At 67.3% G+C, this 16,554-nt stretch carries 14 protein-coding genes; 7 read left to right on the forward strand and 7 right to left on the reverse strand.

Going from position 1 to position 16,554, the window contains the following annotated elements; translation table 11 throughout:
• Positions 1-207: 207 nt before the first annotated feature.
• From ACGBYP_RS17295 to ACGBYP_RS17305, 3 genes are all read left to right on the forward strand, one after another.
• Entirely contained in the window at positions 208-513 is a 306-nt protein-coding gene (locus tag ACGBYP_RS17295; RefSeq protein WP_411586070.1) for a hypothetical protein, read from the forward strand.
• Positions 514-559: 46 nt separating this feature from the next.
• Positions 560-1,776, forward strand: a protein-coding gene (locus ACGBYP_RS17300) for an IS3 family transposase (protein ID WP_411586071.1) whose coding sequence is annotated in 2 segments (ribosomal slippage) — positions 560-844 and positions 847-1,776 — 1,215 coding nt in all. Because the reading frame shifts where the segments join, the coding sequence is not laid out codon by codon here.
• Positions 1,777-1,795: 19 nt separating this feature from the next.
• A complete protein-coding gene (locus ACGBYP_RS17305) occupies positions 1,796-2,029 on the forward strand; it encodes a hypothetical protein (protein WP_411586072.1) in 234 nt (77 codons plus the stop codon).
• Here the strand turns inward: ACGBYP_RS17305 and ACGBYP_RS17310 are convergent.
• The 5 genes from ACGBYP_RS17310 to ACGBYP_RS17330 all read right to left on the reverse strand — a co-directional run bounded on the left by ACGBYP_RS17310 (position 1,987) and on the right by ACGBYP_RS17330 (position 5,769).
• Positions 1,987-2,409: a DUF488 family protein gene (locus ACGBYP_RS17310; protein ID WP_411586073.1), complete on the reverse strand. Its 423-nt coding sequence runs from the start codon at positions 2,407-2,409 to the stop codon at positions 1,987-1,989. The two genes, ACGBYP_RS17305 and ACGBYP_RS17310, sit on opposite strands and share 43 nt — an antisense overlap.
• Before the next feature lie 248 nt (positions 2,410-2,657).
• The gene (locus tag ACGBYP_RS17315) at positions 2,658-3,476 is read right to left on the reverse strand and encodes an ImmA/IrrE family metallo-endopeptidase (RefSeq protein ID WP_411586074.1); all 819 of its coding nucleotides are present in this window, start codon (positions 3,474-3,476) and stop codon (positions 2,658-2,660) included.
• Positions 3,469-4,398, reverse strand: coding sequence for a helix-turn-helix domain-containing protein (locus ACGBYP_RS17320; protein ID WP_411586076.1), 930 nt, complete (start codon positions 4,396-4,398; stop codon positions 3,469-3,471). The genes ACGBYP_RS17315 and ACGBYP_RS17320 overlap by 8 nt, the downstream gene beginning before the upstream one ends.
• Before the next feature lie 109 nt (positions 4,399-4,507).
• Positions 4,508-5,041, reverse strand: a complete 534-nt coding sequence (locus ACGBYP_RS17325) for a hypothetical protein (protein ID WP_411586077.1) — start codon at positions 5,039-5,041, stop codon at positions 4,508-4,510.
• Between the two features lie 212 nt (positions 5,042-5,253).
• On the reverse strand, positions 5,254-5,769 hold the full coding sequence (locus ACGBYP_RS17330) for a helix-turn-helix domain-containing protein (protein WP_411586078.1): 516 nt from the start codon (positions 5,767-5,769) through the stop codon (positions 5,254-5,256).
• A gap of 58 nt (positions 5,770-5,827) precedes the next feature.
• Here ACGBYP_RS17330 and mobF point away from each other — a divergent pair, with 58 nt between their 5' ends.
• The 3 genes from mobF to ACGBYP_RS17345 all read left to right on the forward strand — a co-directional run bounded on the left by mobF (position 5,828) and on the right by ACGBYP_RS17345 (position 12,401).
• Positions 5,828-11,422 (forward strand): MobF family relaxase, encoded by a 5,595-nt coding sequence (gene mobF / locus ACGBYP_RS17335; protein ID WP_411586753.1) that lies wholly within the window; start codon positions 5,828-5,830, stop codon positions 11,420-11,422.
• Between the two features lie 197 nt (positions 11,423-11,619).
• Positions 11,620-11,868, forward strand: a complete 249-nt coding sequence (locus tag ACGBYP_RS17340; protein WP_411586079.1) for a hypothetical protein — start codon at positions 11,620-11,622, stop codon at positions 11,866-11,868.
• Between the two features lie 122 nt (positions 11,869-11,990).
• Positions 11,991-12,401: a hypothetical protein gene (locus ACGBYP_RS17345; protein ID WP_411586080.1), complete on the forward strand. Its 411-nt coding sequence runs from the start codon at positions 11,991-11,993 to the stop codon at positions 12,399-12,401.
• Between the two features lie 48 nt (positions 12,402-12,449).
• On the opposite strand, the gene ACGBYP_RS17350 is transcribed toward ACGBYP_RS17345, so the two are convergent.
• Positions 12,450-15,248, reverse strand: coding sequence for a TrlF family AAA-like ATPase (locus ACGBYP_RS17350; RefSeq protein WP_411586081.1), 2,799 nt, complete (start codon positions 15,246-15,248; stop codon positions 12,450-12,452).
• 291 nt (positions 15,249-15,539) lie between these two features.
• On the opposite strand from ACGBYP_RS17350, the gene ACGBYP_RS17355 reads away from it, so the two are divergent.
• Positions 15,540-16,274 (forward strand): hypothetical protein, encoded by a 735-nt coding sequence (locus tag ACGBYP_RS17355; RefSeq protein WP_411586082.1) that lies wholly within the window; start codon positions 15,540-15,542, stop codon positions 16,272-16,274.
• Here the strand turns inward: ACGBYP_RS17355 and ACGBYP_RS17360 are convergent.
• Positions 16,256-16,453 carry a hypothetical protein gene (locus ACGBYP_RS17360; RefSeq protein WP_411586083.1) on the reverse strand — a complete coding sequence of 66 codons (198 nt, stop codon included), beginning with the start codon at positions 16,451-16,453 and terminating at the stop codon, positions 16,256-16,258. The two genes, ACGBYP_RS17355 and ACGBYP_RS17360, sit on opposite strands and share 19 nt — an antisense overlap.
• Positions 16,454-16,554: the final 101 nt, after the last annotated feature.

Raw genomic sequence — 16,554 nt, forward strand, 5'->3', positions numbered from 1 at the left:
CCTTCGAGGTGGTGCGGTGGTCAGAGACCGCCATCCTCGGAGGAGCCCCCGCCGTCTCGGCGGAGCTCCACGGGTGGGGACTTTCAGTGAGCAGGTCTGGGGACTTTCAGCTGAGCGCCGTCAAGCCACCGCATCGATGCATCGTCCCTTCGACTGGGCGAGTCCGTTAAAGGTTGGCACCGTCGAGTGCCATACTTGGAGCCGCTGGTGACCGACTCTATGTGTGCCGTCCTGGACGCTGTTCGCCAGAACCCCAATGCACCTTCATTGGCTCTCGTACGGCCTGCCGAGATCCTCGGTCTGCAGATTTCGCGGCACGGCGGCTGGACTCCCAAACAGCAGGACGTGTTGGACCAGTGGGTCAACCAGCCCGAACTATTCGGAGGCGGCGCACCCAAGACCGCCATCGCAGCGCCGCGCTTCACCGCCAAGTACCGCTATCGCTGCGGTGACGCGCGGTGCCGCACCCACGAACAGGGCATCATCGATTGGGACTGCTGCACGAGTAGGTGACATCTGATCTGTGGTGCCGACAGGTGCCGCTGGAAGGATGTTCCCCGTGCCCAAGCCCTACCCCAAGGAGTTCCGCGACGACGTCGTGAACGTCGCCCGCAACCGTGAGCCCGGCACCCATCTCAAGCAGGTCGCCGCGGACTTCGGGATCAGTGAGTCCTGCCTGACGAACTGGATGAAGGCCGCTGATGTCGAGGCCGGGATCAAGCCCGGCACGACCGCGGCGGAGAACACCGAGCTGCGTGATGCCCGGCGGCGGATCCGGCTGCTGGAGCAGGAGAACGAGGTCCTGCGCCGGGCGGCGGCCTACCTGTCCCAGGCGAACCTGCCGGGAAAATGATGTACCCGCTCGTCCGTGAGCTGGCCGCGGTCGGCACCCCTGTGCGGGTGCCGGTCACGGTGACGTGTCGGGTCCTGGGGTTGGCTCGCCAGCCCTATTACCGGTGGTTGGCAGCCCCGGTCACCGCCAGGGAGCTCGAGCGGGCCCACCGGGCCAACGCGCTATTCGACGCCCACACCGATGACCGGGAGTTCGGCTACCGGCTGCTGGTCGAGGAGGCCGCCGACAACGGGCAGCCGATGGCGGCGCGGACGGCCTGGGCGATCTGCTCGGCCAACGGCTGGTGGTCAGCGTTCGGCAAGCCCCGCCGCGGCAAGGCGAAGAAGGCCGGCCCGCCCGTCCACGACGACCTGCTGGCCACCGTCGATGAGCACGGGGTGACCCGGCACCAGTTCAGCGCCGATGCGCCCAACACCGTGTGGTTGACCGACATCAGCGAGCACAAGACCGGCGAAGGCAAGCTCTACCTGTGCGCGGTCAAAGACCTGCACTCCAACCGCATCGTCGGCTACTCCATCGACTCCCGGATGAAGTCCCGGCTCGCCGTCGCCGCCCTCGCGAACGCGGTCGCGATGCGTCGCACCGCCGGGCAGGACGTGGCCGGCTGCATCGTTCACAGCGACCGAGGATCTCAATTCCGGTCCCGAAAATTCGTCCGGGCTGTCGGCCGTCACCAGATGGTCGGCTCGATGGGCCGGGTCGGCGCATGCGGGGACAACGCCGCCATGGAGTCCTTCTTCGCACTGCTGCAGAAGAACGTCCTGGACCGGCAGACCTGGGCCACCCGCCAGCAGCTACGAGTCGCCATCGTCACCTGGATCGAACGGACCTATCACCGTCGACGACGCCAAGCCGCCCTCGGTCGCCTCACCCCGATCGAATACGAGATCATCGACCCCACACAGGCAGCTCAGGCCGCCTGACCCAACCTGTCACCTATCCGTGCAGCAGTCCCATTGGGAGCTGACGGCACTGCAGCGGAAGCTCGCGCTGGCGAGCGATGCAGAACTGCAGGCGGCCATCGTCCACAACTTCTTCGAAGTCATGTGCGGCTCGACTCGCTCACCGGCCTTCTACGTCGGCAACCAAGCTGATGCTCAGAAGCGCCGCACCTTCAGCGTTCTCGGCACGTACTACCCAAGAGCCTTCGAGGCGGCGGCACTGCCCCTGTTCTGACCGCTCAGGCCGGCAATCTCAGCAACCCGCTGCAGCACGATGCTTCGGTGACAAGACGTCTCGTCAGACTCGAAGCACATCACGGCGACGCGTTGCCCCTGACCCAGCGTCGACAGCGTGCACAGCGCCTCCACCGCCTCCGGCTGGGTGAGCAGATCGCCATAGCGCTGACGTGCCAATCGCCCCGCGGCACCGGTGTTGTCGCTGAAGCCAGCCCGGTTGGCCGGCGGATTGCCAAGCACACGCAGATGCCGATACTCGATCCCTGCTGCTCGAACGGTTGAGGCGAGCAAGGTCTTCGAGAAGCCCTTGCGTCGAGATATTGCATTCAAACGCACATCGACGAGCGTGGCGATATTAGCGTTAACCAGGCGCCTCACGAAGTCATCGAGGCTAGCGCCCTGATAACCGACACCGACAAGTCCCGAAGATGGCTTGACATGATCGCTAGGTATGCACACTTGCTATTTCTCCATAAGGCCTTAATTGCTGATCTAGGAATGTATGACGCCTTCATCAGGCGACAGCGAACCCGCATTGCGGCGGTATCTCGGGGCCGAGTTTGCCTTTGATAGCGCAGACCAGGGCGAGGTCATTCAGGCTATCGCGGCCGCGGCCATAGCCGCAGCTACGCAGGTGTGGGGTTCTGCTGAGCCTCACGCCTTGGAAAACTCGCAATCAGAGTCTCACTACGATCCGCTATAAACGCGCTCGAGACAACCAGCGCCCCGCCGACCGCCCTCGGCTCCGACTCGCCCAGGGGCACCGTGAGATTCTCCGCCCAGCGCTTGAGGGCCACGAGATCGCGGGCCGGTCCAGGCTGGTCGCTGACGAAACAGGCGGCCAAGACTCCGCGAGGCTGGGTCCAGTCACGAAGGAAGATGCTGACGTCGCTGACCTCAGCGACACGCCGCAGGGCAGCGGCGCGCGAAACGCCGTAGCGCTTTGGCAGGCGCGCAAGGTGACGAGCCAAGTGGGGACGCGTCTTTAGGCGCTCGACATCTTCCGCAAGCCAGGCTCTGGGTAGCAGCAGGTTGACCGAGAATTCTTCGCACCAACGCTCAACCCGCGGGCTATCGTGGCCACCGACGTGCGGAGGCACGGCAGGGGCACCAAGTAGCCAGTGCCCCAGCTCATGCGCCAAGGTGAACCTCCGCCGGCCCCGAGAGTCGCGCGACCGCAGCAAAATCTCGCCGCCGCGCTGCCCTAGGTCCAGCAGATAGCCCGTGCCGTCGAGATCCTCGATTGAGACGCGCAGCCCCGGCCATTGCCGTAGGACGGAGTTCAAGTCCACCGGCGCTGATGCTTGCTGCGCCGCTGCTCGGACGGCATCTGCCACGGCGTCGGCCGGCGGAAGTTCATTTTGAGATGCGCTCCTGCCGACGACCTGCGACCAGCGAGGAGCGTTGTCCGTGGCCGCCGGAGCGCCCCGCATGGCCTTAGTCATCCTCAAGGCTGTCAATGAGGCGAAGGAGCACCCTGCGGAGCAACTTGTTGCGGTCGCGCGAACTAATGTCGCCGAAGCGGGCGGCTTGCCGATCGGTAACCCAGGTGCTCAAGTTGTTGATAATGAGCTCGTCCATGTCAGGCTCGACCAAATCCGATACAGTCGTACTGAGAGCTGTAGCGATCTCACGAAGTTGCAGCAAGCTGGGATTGGCGTCTTTGTCGTTGGACTGCTCCAGTCGCGCGAGCATTTCCACGCTCAACGGGTGGCGATCGCTACTCACTTTGACGATGTCTTCCCGCGTGAGCCCCTTCGCCTCCCTGAGCTGGCGGATCCGGTCCCCAATGATGTTGACGTCGTAATCGCTATAAGCGAGTTTGCGCTGCACAAGCTGGGGGCGCAGCTGCAGCAGGGTTTCATGCAGGCCGGCCCGCAACTCCTCCGGCTCGTCATACGAGACGGTTACCACGGTCCCCGGGATCCCCGTGACCATCCGACTGATGCGTGATTCGTTGTGCCCGACCACGACGATGGGGACCATGGCGTCGTAGGCGAAGGTCAGCTCTTCGCCGGCTCCGGTACTTGGATAGTGGGCCAGGTAGATCAAGAGATCCGAGCGCAGGACTCGCTCTCGATCGACGTGGAATACCTCGGTGTCCTCGACGTCGGGGTGGTGCACCGGGTCGGTCTTCTTGCGAGGCTCGTACAGCTCGATCCCGAGGTCTTGGCAGACCAGCGAGACGGCGTCCGACAGCTGGAAGATGAGCTGCCGCTCGGCACCCTCGAGGCCCGTCAGCGCCGACGCCAGGTAGGCATTCAACGGATGGTGCTCAGGCCGGGGCCGCAGCGCCAAGACCTTGGCTGTCTCCGTCGTCTCGAGGCCAGGCAGCCCCAGCTGAGCCAGTCCAGCGTCCTCAGTCATCGCGCCCTCTCCTAGTAGCTCTGGCTCGTACCGCCGAACCGCGGCGAGGTAATCGTCGTTGCTGAGGCTCGCGAGATGAGCCGTCACGATGTCGTGAGCTCGGGACACGTCAGTCATGGGTGTCGGCCGCCAGGAGCTCGAGGGTGGTGATGGCTGCAGGGTCACGCACCGCAATCTGAATATGCGCCTGGTCGAAGAGAGCGGAACCCGGGAAGGCGGGGCGCCCCTCTTGGAAGATGCCGCGCACGCTTCGAATCGGTTGCCCATCATCAGAGAGGGCCTCCGCCGCCATGTTGATGACCAACCTGTCCATGCCGTGAGCGCCCCCTTGTTGCGTCGGCAGTCTCAGACCCGCTCGACGATGCAGCGTGATCACCGTGTCATGGGCTTCCGACAGAACGCTGAACCAACGACGATCGAGCAGGTCCATGCAGCCGTCAAGGCTGATCTTGGCCCGCAAGACCGCCCCATCGTCGCCGTGCTCCTGCTTCGCCCAGCCTCGGGCCCGTTCCAAGCCATCCTGGAAGAAGTAGATGCCATCCCCCAGCCAGTCGTAGACGTTGCGGCTCGGACGGAATCCCTGCTCGATGATCTTTTCAGCAGCCTGGCGACTGGTGCCATGGAAGCCCGTCACCTCACTCACGTCCGTCACCTGCAGTCGTCTCCGTGGTTCGCCGCGGCGAAGCCACAGGCCGGTCGTCGTCGAGCGCTAGCGAGCCCCGTGCCGCACCAGCGAAGCTTGCCACGGTGCCGTTGACTCAGCGGCGCAACGTTAGTCGACCGCGAGGCGGCCGGGATCGCTGCGACTGACGGTGCTGACGGGTCGGCCTAGGGTCGTCCGCAACGAGCGTGCACTCATGCCGGCCCCGCGCCCCGAGTCGGCCCGCGCTTCACTGAGGGTGACGGCGCCTCGCTCAGCAGGAGGTGCAGCGGATCGACCTCTATGACGGCTGCAATGCGCTCGACCGCTCTAAGCGTTAGGTTCCGCTCGCCGCGCTCGAGGCCGCCCATGTACGTGCGGTGGACCCCTACCAGGTCCGCGAAGGCTTCCTGTGACAGGCCGCGCCGCTGCCGGTAGCGGCGCAGGTTTTGGCCGGCGGCGCGTTGCAGGTCCCTCCCAGGTCGAGAAGCGAGTGCTCGCAGCGACGGTCGACATGACGGACGCCGCTGCGATTGCGAAGGTCGTGCAGCGCTGGAACCGCACGGTCGCACCGTCAACTCGCCGCCACGGCCGCGGTCGAAAACGGCCGTTGTAGGGCCCGACTGCCACGGTGCTCGCCCAAGCGTCAGGCCCACTGGAGAATTTTCAAGATCGAGTGCCACAGACTTCTCAAGATCGAGTGCCACAGACTTCTCAAGATCGAGTGCCACACACCTAGTGCATCCAGGATGATTTTGGTGGGACAGAGCTTCCTAGCGTCAGGACGTGATGACGCTGCACAAGCTCACCGCGGGCGACGGGTACACGTATCTGACCCGCCAAGTGGCTGCGCACGACGCCACGACACGCGGATTCGGGAGCCTCGGCGACTACTACAGCGAGCGGGGCGAGGCCCCGGGCGTCTGGATGGGCCGCGGCCTTGCCGGTGTGCCGAACTTCCCGCTCGGTGAGCGGGTCACCGAGACGCAGATGGTGGCGCTGTTCGGCAGGGGACGTCACCCCAACGCCGAGGAGATCGAGCGAGCGGCCCGACTCGCGGGCAAGGACGCGCAGCACGTTGATCAGGCCAGCCGGCTGGGCGCGCCGTACCGGGTCTTCGACCAGTCCAATGAGTTCCGCCGTCGCTGCGCCGAGGGCTTCCGCGAGTACAACTCCGGCCGCGGACTGGACGCCGTCACCCCGGTTCCAGACGAGGACCGCGCACGCATCCGCACAGCCGTGGCGGGCGCGATGTTCATCGAGAGCTATGGCCGTCCCCCGGCCGACGCCCGGGAGCTGTCCGGCCACCTAGCCCGAATCTCCCGGCAGGCCACGACCCCGGTGGCCGGCTACGATTTGACCTTCAGCCCGGTCAAGAGTGTCTCCACGCTCTGGGCTATCGCCCCGCCAGAGGTCGCCGCGGTCATCGAGCAGGCGCATGCCGACGCCGTCGCCGACACGCTGACGTGGCTGGAGGACCACGCGACCTACACCCGTGTCGGCCGCAATGGGGTGGCACAGGTGGAGGTCCGAGGACTGGTCGCGGCGGCGTTCACCCACCGCGACTCCCGTGCCGGCGACCCGGACCTGCACACCCACGTGGCGATCAGCAACAAGGTGCAGACCCTCGACGGCCGGTGGCTGGCGCTGGACGGGCGACCGATCTACAAGAACAAGGTCGCCGCCTCCGAGCGCTACAACACCCGGCTGGAGGCGCTAGTCGTCGACCGGCTCGGCGTCCGCTTCGCCGACCGGCCCGGCACCGAGCCGGGCAAACGGCCGGTGCGGGAGATCGTCGGTATCGAGGGGCCACTCCCCCGACTCTGGTCTTCACGACGGCGAGCCATCGACGTCCGCCGCGCGGCACTGGCTATGCGGTTCCAGGCCGACCACGGCCGCCCACCGACCACGGTCGAGGCGACGGCCCTGGCCCAGCGGGCCAACCTGGAGACCCGCCAGGCCAAGCACGAGCCGCGCTCCCACGCCGAGCAACGCGCCTCGTGGCGGGCACAGGCGCTGGCCACGTTGGGCGGCGAAGCGGGACTGCGCGCGTACCTGGACGGTGTCCTGCGCGGTACCCCCGGCCGCTCACGCGGCCCGACGGGCGCATGGGTGACCGAGACCGCCTACCAGGTGCTCGCGGTGCTGAGCAGCGCGCGGGCGACTTGGCAGGAGAACCACGTCCGCGCCGAGGCAGAGCGCGAGGCCCGGGCCGCCGGAATCGGACTGAGTGACGTGGACCGGGCGGTCGACGCGGTCGTCACGGCCGCGCTGTCACCCCCGCTGTCGATCCGCCTGGACGGCGGGGTGACATCAGGCCGGCCCGTCGCCGACGAACCCGCCGCGTTGCGCCGCTCCGACGGCACGTCGGTGTACGTCGCGGCCGGCTCGGCGCTGTACACATCGAGCGAGATCCTCGCCGCTGAACAACTCATCCTCGCCGCGGCCGGCAGACGCGACGGGCATGTCACCCCTGCTGCGGCCGTCGAGGTCGCGCTCTTGGAGTCGGTCGCCAACGGGGTGACGCTGAACCCGGGCCAGGTGCAGCTGGTCCGTGAGCTGGCCACGTCGGGCGCGCCGGTGCAGCTGGCACTGGCGCCGGCCGGCACCGGCAAGACCACCGCGCTGCGGACGCTGTCGGCCGCCTGGCGCGCCGGCGGCGGCAACGTCGTCGGACTGGCTCCCTCCGCGGCGGCGGCCACGGTGCTGCGCGAGCAGATCGGCGCCAGCACCGACACCCTGGCCAAGCTGATCCACGCGCTGACCACCGACCTCGACGTCCCGCCCTGGCTGCCCACTATCGATTCGCGCACCCTCGTCGTAATCGACGAGGCCGGCATGGCCGGCACCGCAGACCTCGCCCGCGTGGTCGAGCACGTCACCGCAGTCGGCGGGTCGGTCCGGCTGATCGGTGACGACCAGCAGCTCGCCGCCGTGGGCGCCGGCGGAGTGCTGCGCGACCTCGCCGCCACCCACGGCGCGGTCAGCCTCTCCCAGGTCGTCCGCTTCACCGACCCGGAGACCGGCAGTGCCAACCACGCGGAGGGCGCGGCGTCGCTGGCGCTGCGCGACGGCGACCCGGCCGCGCTGGCCTACTACGTCGACCACGGCCGGGTGCACGTCGGCGACCTCGCCACGGTCACCGAGCACGCCTACACCGCCTGGGCCACCGACCGCGCCGCGGGCCGCGACGCCATCATGCTGGCCCCCACCCGCGAGCTGGTCACCGAGCTGAACGCCCGCGCCCGCACCGATCGCCTGGCCCGGCAAACCGGACCAATCGGCCGCGAGGTCACCCTGGCCGACTCGATGTCCGCCTCCACCGGCGACGCCGTGATCACCCGACGCAACGAGCGCACCTTGGCAATCGGCGCCGCCGACTGGGTGAAGAACGGCGACCGGTGGACCGTCACCGCCGTCCACGATCGCGGAGCCCTCGACGTCGTCCACCAGCGCACGGGCCGGCACGTCACCCTGCCCGCCGGCTACGTCACCGAGCACGTCACCCTCGGCTACGCCACCACCGTTCATGGCGCCCAAGGCGTCACGGCTGACACCTGCTACGCCGTCGCCACCGGCGCGGAGACCCGCCAGCTGCTGTACGTGGCGCTCACCCGCGGCCGACACGCCAACCACGTCTTCCTCCTCACCGCTGGGGACGGCGATCCGCACAGCGTGATCACCCGTGACGCGCTGCTGCCGCCCACCGCCGTCGAGCTGCTCACCCGGGTCCTCGGACGCGACGGCAGCCAAACCTCGGCCGCCAGCCACAGCCGGGCCTTGGCCGACCCAGCCGCCCGGCTCTCCTCCAGCGCCGACCGGTACTCCCACGCGCTGAGCACCGCTGCGGAGGACCGGCTCGGGTCCCCCGCGCTCGGGGCGATCGACAACGCCGCCGAGGCCGCGGTGCCCGGACTGACCGCGCAGGACGCCTACCCGGTGTTACGCGCGCACCTAGCGCTGTGCGCTATCGCCGGCCAGGACCCGATCGATCTCCTCAGGCGGGCGCTGGCCTCGCCGCGCGGTCTGCACGACGCCCGCGACGCCGCAGCGGTCCTCGACTGGCGCATCGACCCCGCCGGTCACCACTCGGCCAGAACCGGTCCACTGCCGTGGCTGCCCGCCATCCCCGAGACGCTGCGGACCGACCCCCGATGGCGGGCCTACCTCACCTACCGCGCCGACGAGGTCGCCGCGCTCGCCACCGCCGTCATCAATGGGGCCCGCGCCTGGACCCCGGCCAGCGCCCCCGCCTGGACCCCGGCCAGCGCCCCCGCCTGGGCGCTGCCGCTGCTCGACCGCGATCCTGACCTCGTCGCCGACCTCGCCGTCTGGCGCGCGGCCCACGCCGTCGACGGCGCCGACCGGCGCCCCACCGGCCCCCGACTGCCCGCGGCCGCCGACGCCCGCGCCCAACGCACCCTCAACGCCCGCGTCGAGCGGCTGCTCGGTGAACCGGGCACGGCCGCCGCAGGGTGGTCGGCTCTGGCCCACGGCATCGACCCGCGCCTCACCGCCGACCCCTACTGGCCGACCCTCGCCGAGCGTCTCAGCACCGCCGAGCGCGCCGGCATCGACGTCACCTCGCTGGTCCGGGCCGCCGGCTACCGTCCCCTGCCCGACGAGCAGCCGGCCGCCGCGCTCTGGTGGCGGCTGTCCGGGCACCTCTCCCCTGCCGCGCTTTCAGGCGGTGCCGTCTCGGCGCAGACGCTGCGCCCGGACTGGGCGCCGGTCCTGGCCGCCGTCGTCGGCGGCCCGTCTGCCGACCGGGTGCTCGGCGATCCGGGGTGGCCCGCGCTGGTCGCCGCCGTCAGCTCGGCCCGCCTCACCGGCTGGTCCCCAGAGCAGCTCCTGAACACCGCGTACGACCTACTGCGCGCCGGCCACCCCGACGACGAGCCGCTGCGTCCCGAGGAGTTGACCACCGCTCTGGTGTGGCGGATCGGCCTGCTCACCGATCCGACTTCAGGCGACCGCTCCACCACATGCTCGCCGCCCGACGACCTCGACCAGCTCCCGACGCCGGACGGCGTCCTCGATGGGGACTGGCTGGCCGGTCTCGCGGAACCTGACGAGCCGGACGCCCCTGGGCCGCCCGAGGACGAACCCGCTGGTGCCGCCGACACCGGTCGCGCGATCGGCCATGCCGAGTTGGGCGACGCACCCCGCGTTGACCGACAGCGCCTCCTCGAGCTCAACGAGCAGGCCGCTGACTTCTTCGCCGCCTGCTTCCGCGACTCGTGGGCGCCGTCCTACCTCATCGGCCGGCTCGGCACCGACCTCGCCGACGACGAACGGTTCACCCTCGGCTACGCACCCGCTGGCTGGACTGAGCTGACCGACCATCTGCGTCGCCTCGGCGCCACGGACACCGAGATCGTCGCCGCCGGGCTGGGCAGCTACGCCTCCACCGGCCGGGTCATCGACCGCTTCCGCGACCGGTTGGTCTTCGCCATCTGCGACGGCGCGGAGATTCACGGCTGGATCGGCCGCCGCAACCCCGCGCAGGACGGCGACGAAGCCGGTCGAGCCGTACCCAAGTACCTGAACACCCCCGAGACCGACCTGTTCACCAAGGGGTGCGAGCTGTACGGCCTGACCGAGGGCGCCACAGCCCTGACGGCCGGCGCCGTCCCCGTCATCGTCGAGGGCCCCCTCGACGCGCTGGCCGCCACCTTGGCTGGCGACGGCAGGTACGTCGGCATCGCGCCCTTGGGTACCGCGTTCACCGATGTACAGGTCGACCGACTGCGCCCCTTCATCGGCGAAGGACGACCGGGGGTCATCGTCGCCACCGACGCCGACTCTGCCGGACAGACGGCAGCGCAACGCATCTTCTGGCAGCTCACCGCCTGCGGTGACGACCCACGCCACCTCGCCGTCGCGACCGGCAAGGATCCCGCCGAGATGCTGCAGACGGCTGGCGCCACCGCGCTGCGCCAGGCCCTTGCTTGCTCTCCCAGCCTGGCGCGCACGCTCATTGACGCCCGCGTTGCTGTCTACGCCGACCGCCTGGACACCGTCGAGGGTCAGGTCCACGCCACACGTCGCGCCGCCGAAGTCATCGCCGCCCTCCCGTCCACCAGTTGGCCGGCCCACCTCACCGCCCTGGTGGCCCGCACCGGCATCGCGCCTGACATCGCGCTGTCCGAGGTCTTCGACGCCGCTCAGGCACGCAGCGAGGTTGACCGACGGGCGAGAGCAGCGCTTCCGGCACAGGACGGCGACGCCAACGTCCAAATCCCCGGCTGCGCTACTGAGTCATCTCCACCAGTGACCGGGCGGCAGACTCTCACGGCCAGCACGCGGACAGCTGAGCTCGCAGCATCCGCGGCACCTCATTCTCAGCCTGCAGTTCGGCGTGGATCCCGCCAGCGGTGCTAACGAGGAAGGTAGGGAGCTTCCACAGGGCGACCAAGCGGCGCCGTCAGCTGCCCGGGAAGTCGCAGCCCGGACGACGTCATCTCTGCCTGTCGCATTCGGTACAGATCCGTCGTTCGACCGACACAAAGGGATCCACCTACGGTGACGCGGGACCGAGGCCCCGGACCTGTCCCTGAGGGCGGCCTACGAGACACCGAATGGCAGCCATCGCCCTGGACGCCAAAAGCCCGACCGGCCGGGTTACCGGGGACCGGCAAGCAGCGGGCGAAGCGACCGCGTCGTTGTCTCGCCGGCCGGATGACGGCGAGCCCGCGGCCGCAAGCGTGCTGGCCCTGATCCCGTTCGACGACCACGCCAAAGGCGCACTGTGGCGGACCTCCGCGCAGGCCCAACACTTCGAAGCCAGGACCGTCCCGTCCATGCCACGACGGTGCGCCGCGCACTGATCAACGCCGGGCTCCAACTGCGCCACGCTAGCCAACGGGAGCCCAGCAGGCCCGAAGGGTAGGGACGCTCCGTGGTCTCGTCAGCGCCGACGCCGAATTGTCGCCGGGCCAGGCTAGCGTCCATGATCATGAAGCTCACATCTTCACAGCAGCGCAACGCCGTCTCGGAGGGCATGGCCCTGGGCATGCTCATGTGCGGCCGAGACGAGCTGCGCTTCGACAAGGTGATGCTCGACTTGGCCTTCGAGGGCGCATGGCGGAGCTGGTCATACCGGACCGAGTTCTCCCAGGTGAGCACCGATCTGCGCAACGGTTCTGACGGCGTCCGGGTTATGACGCGTGCCGACGAGCGCAAGCAGGTTTACAACCTTTACTGGGATACGTCCGGCGGCACGGTCAACGTCTACGCGCGACCCCAGTGGGCCGATGCGGAGCTGGACTACGACGCCATCGCAGAGAGCATTGACGGTAAGGTGCCTGCGGACGGGTGGCGCTACCTCGCCGACGACTTCCTGTCCCGGTTCGACCGGTAAGCCCGACCTCAACGACTCCACCCTTGAGGACACCGCGACGCGGTCCGCTTAGAAGCCGTACTTTTCCTGCCGCAGCCGGAACGCCTTTTCTCCGCCCTCCATGACCTTCGTTATCTCCGCACGCACCAGCTCGCCGTCGATAGCACCCGTAAGCTTGATGCGACCTCCAGACTGGTCATTTGTGGTGCGATAGTCGCAACAGATGACCAACTCCGCGTCCCCGTTGACTACGAGGTTCGCGTTGTGGCTGGAGAAAATGATCTGCCTGCTCCCCTTCGCTCTCCAGAGCAATGTTACGACGTCTTGTATCACCTGACTGTCGAGATCATCCTCGGGCTGGTCAATGACCAGGGGCGGGCCAGCTTCGTTGAGCAGCGCGCGCAGAAGGGCGGTGGCCTGTTGGCCAGCGGACGCCAACGAGAAGTCGATGTACTCCGACTCGCGCGTCCTATACTCGAACACCGGCTGGTCTTCGATGCGCGTCAGCGCAAGATCCAACCATGAGTCGGGCGTTAGGCGAGCCCGAAAGCGCTTGACCTCAGGAAGACCGAGGAGCCGTGCGGCCATCGGGATCATCTCTGACGTCACCTCGACAGAATCGTCTAGGCCGACGAGGAGCTCGAAGTCTTCGAGCACCTTTTCCCAGCTAGCCAGAGGATCAACCTCAGTCGCCAACGCTGCGACGAAATTCTCAACCTTGGCCCGCTGGAGACCGGAGCCTTGCGCGACAGCGCGCACGCGGTCCCCAATCACTTCAACGCCCCGAGATCGGTTTACGGTGGCCCGAAGTAGTCCGTCGGAAAGCGTGCTTAAACGTGCGCACTGTTCTTCCAGGGCGACCGAGCGCTCGGAGAGACCGTTTAGCCACTGCACTCGAAGGGTCTGGTGCTCCGCCGACGGATCACCCAAGGCGGAGCGCTCCTCCTGCTGTCGCCGAATCTGGGAGCGAAGGGCCGCTTGCCCCCGCTCCAGTTCCTCCAACTGCTGAAGCCTCGCCTCGTGAACACTGCTTTTAGCCTTGACCTCCGCATACTGTGCTTCGAAAGCGGCAACCCGCGCATCCCAAGCTTGACCGGCGACGTCATAGGCGACCCTCACCCCGGAATCACTGCTGAACGTGGCAGCGGCGGCTTCGGCGAGTTGCACGGCGCGGTTGAGGAACGCGCTTGCCGTTGCGCGCTTCGCCGCGAGTGACTCGTCCGACTGAAGCGCTTCCGGGAGTGGGGCCGCGAGTTGTCCGAGGCGGACCTGCGCCGCCAATGCTAGATCGGCCAACTCCGTCGCGGTACGGGCGACCGAATCATCCCATTGTTGAGCAGTGTCCCTGGCTGCATCCACGTGAGGCTTGAGATCAAGTGTCGCCCGATCCTCAGCTGAGACGTCCGACAGTTCCGCCCGTAGGTTTGCGGCTTGCTGCCCCAGGGAGGCCTCTTCGAGCGTTGCGCGAGTGATCGCCCTTTCAAGGAGGCGGGAGCGCTCTAGGGCCGCGTAGTTCTGGCGGGTGCGAGCCTCCACCTCCTCCAGGCGCGCTTGTAACTCTCGCAGCCGACCCTCAATGGGAGAAGTGACAAAACGGATTAGTTCATCCCGGCGCACAGAGACGCTGCTCAACTGCTTCTGCGAGTATGCCTGGATCGGCAGAAGCGCACGCACGTCGGAATCGCGCGCCTTCTCGAACGGGCCATCGCCCACCTGAATGAGAACCTCGCCGGTGCGCGCGTACCGCCGGACGACGTGTGGGATTCCGTTCTTGACCAGGTGCACGTCGACGGAGGCGTCGAGTTGCCCCAGCGTTGCGTCGATCAGCTGCTTACGGCGCGCAGCAGGATCGGCGAGCTCCTCCGCTACGTCCTGGGCTTGACGGTCATCGCAGAGCGCCCAGCGAATGTACTCCAGAATCGTCGATTTTCCGGTCCCCCGTCCTCCAATAACGGCGTTATATTGAGGGTTAAGCCGCAAGTCCAGCGGGCCAAGGAACCGGGATGTGCTTACCTGCAGATGCGAAACAAAGACCGTGGGGATTTGAGGCTGAGCCTGAGCGATCCGCGACTCCTCAGCAAGACACGCCTGCCGAATTGCTTCAGCAGTCGGCACCGACCACTTGATCCAGGTTGAGAATTTACCCAAACTAGCAAAGTTGCTCGACCGCGCATCTGAGGTCTGAAATACGGCGATTCGCTTGTTGCCGTAGGCCTTCGCTTTGCCCGCGATAATATCGCGGTTTCCGCTTCCGAGCTTCTCGATTGAGCCATCGAGATAACCTCCGACGCAAGGCATCTCCTTATACTTGCCATGGAGGCCTGTTCGCAAGAGCGTCTGGTGACCACTATCGGTCACATTCGGCAGGACGATATAGCGTCCGCGAATGTAGTCGCGCTGGTCGAGATGGTCGTACAAGGCCTTGAGTGACGTGATGTGCTCAATCCCCGACACGGCCGGGAGTCGGTCTTGAGTCTCGCTCACGATCGAGATCGCCAGCGCCTCCAGGACCCCATCAAACCGATCCTCAGGGTAGTCCGCATCAAGAATCAGAAGGGCTTGGCACGGCACGCCGAGAGTCAACTCGATCCCAGGGAAGACGACAAGCCGTTCATCGCCAGGAAGCGGGTTGCCCAGAGAGTCCGTCTCCGCATTAGCGGCGTTTCGAATATGCCGAACCATGCAGAGATCATGGTGATCCGTTATCGCGACAGCTTGCAGCCCCTTCTCGCGACATGCCGCCACGAACGACTCAGCGTAAGCTCGCCGACTACCGTCGTCCGACGGTCTCGGCCCTTTCCACGCGGCGTCACGTGGAGTATGGACCTGCAAGTCTGTTCGTCGATAATGAGCACCTGAGTCGTGCATTGCTTTCCCCCATGTGGCTTAGCTAATCTTGATTCAATCCGCCAGGATTCTATTCCAGGAGTGACAGACTCGAATAGTTCAGCGCGTTGACGTCAACAGAGCAGGACGACCTGAGTCGAGGCTAGCCTGGTGGACCGACAGATTCACCAGCCGTCCGTGGCCCCGCTCGACCCTCCGTTCTCGCCAGGTAGCCGAGGCCTCATCCCCACCGTGCCGTTAGGACGTCGCTGGCTCCAGTTTTGTCGTACGTCCCTGCGACGCTGGCGACTTCCAAGCAACAAGGGAGTCCCCGTGTTCGAAGAGGTCCGCACGATCCCCCGCGCGCTGGCAGCTCACCCCGCAGACGACAGCCGGTCCGTCGCCCGCGCTGCCCAGTGGCTACTGCGGACGGCCGAGCGCCTCGGCGGCCAGCCGCTCCTGTTCGTGCCCCGAAGGAACACCGACGGCTTCGACGGACCGCTCCTCGAGCTATCGGAGCGCGTCCAGACAGAGTCGTGGCGAACGTTCACCGGCTGCCGCTGGTCTGGTGGCCCCGTGCTGGCCGCCTGGCCTGACCGGGACCACCTGGCGAACCTGGACGCAGACCGTCGGACAAGCGCGCTGTGCGTGCTGACCTGGAACGAGAAGGACGTGGCCGCCTGGCGCGCGGCGCGGCAACCGGAACTGCTATCGCCGTCGCTGCACGGCACACCCTCGGAGCTCGCGGTCGGAGACCCCATCGTTGAGCGCGGGCTGGAAACGATCACGAACGGGATCAATCAGAGCAATGGGCTTGCCGGGTACGGCCGTGACATCGCCGTCACCGCCCTCTTGACGCTGCACGACGCCGGGTACCGCTTGATGGCCGACGAGATCTACGGCTGGGCGCTGGCCCGAGGATGGCGGCCGGACGGCGCGGCCGAGCTTTGTGAGCTTGTGACGTCCATCAACGAGGGCACGCGCCCCCGAGCGCGCCGCCGAGAACTGCGACCAGACATCCTGGCGGTCTGGCAGCAGGGCGTCGAAAGTCAGGCCGACAGGCGCTGACCCTCCAAGACCAGCCGCCCTGCGCGACGGAAGTCGGGCATCCGGTAAAGCGCGTCGAGGTCCCCGACGTACCGCTCCGGGCTGCGGCCACTTTCTGACCAGCGCAGGTAGGCGTAGCTCCGCCGGCTGTTGGGCTGGACGCGCAGCGCAATAGACGCCGTGACCGTGCGGTCCTCCATCGCGAGTCGCCGCCGGTTGCGACCCCCGGCCGCGTCCTCTTGTGACGCGCATGGAGCCCTTGCAGGCGTCAGCCGCGTAGCCCTAAAGCCGCCCTGAGGGA

Origin of the sequence: Modestobacter sp. SSW1-42 (assembly GCF_046635825.1) — a bacterium.
In the GTDB taxonomy this organism is placed as follows: Bacteria; Actinomycetota; Actinomycetes; order Mycobacteriales; family Geodermatophilaceae; genus Modestobacter.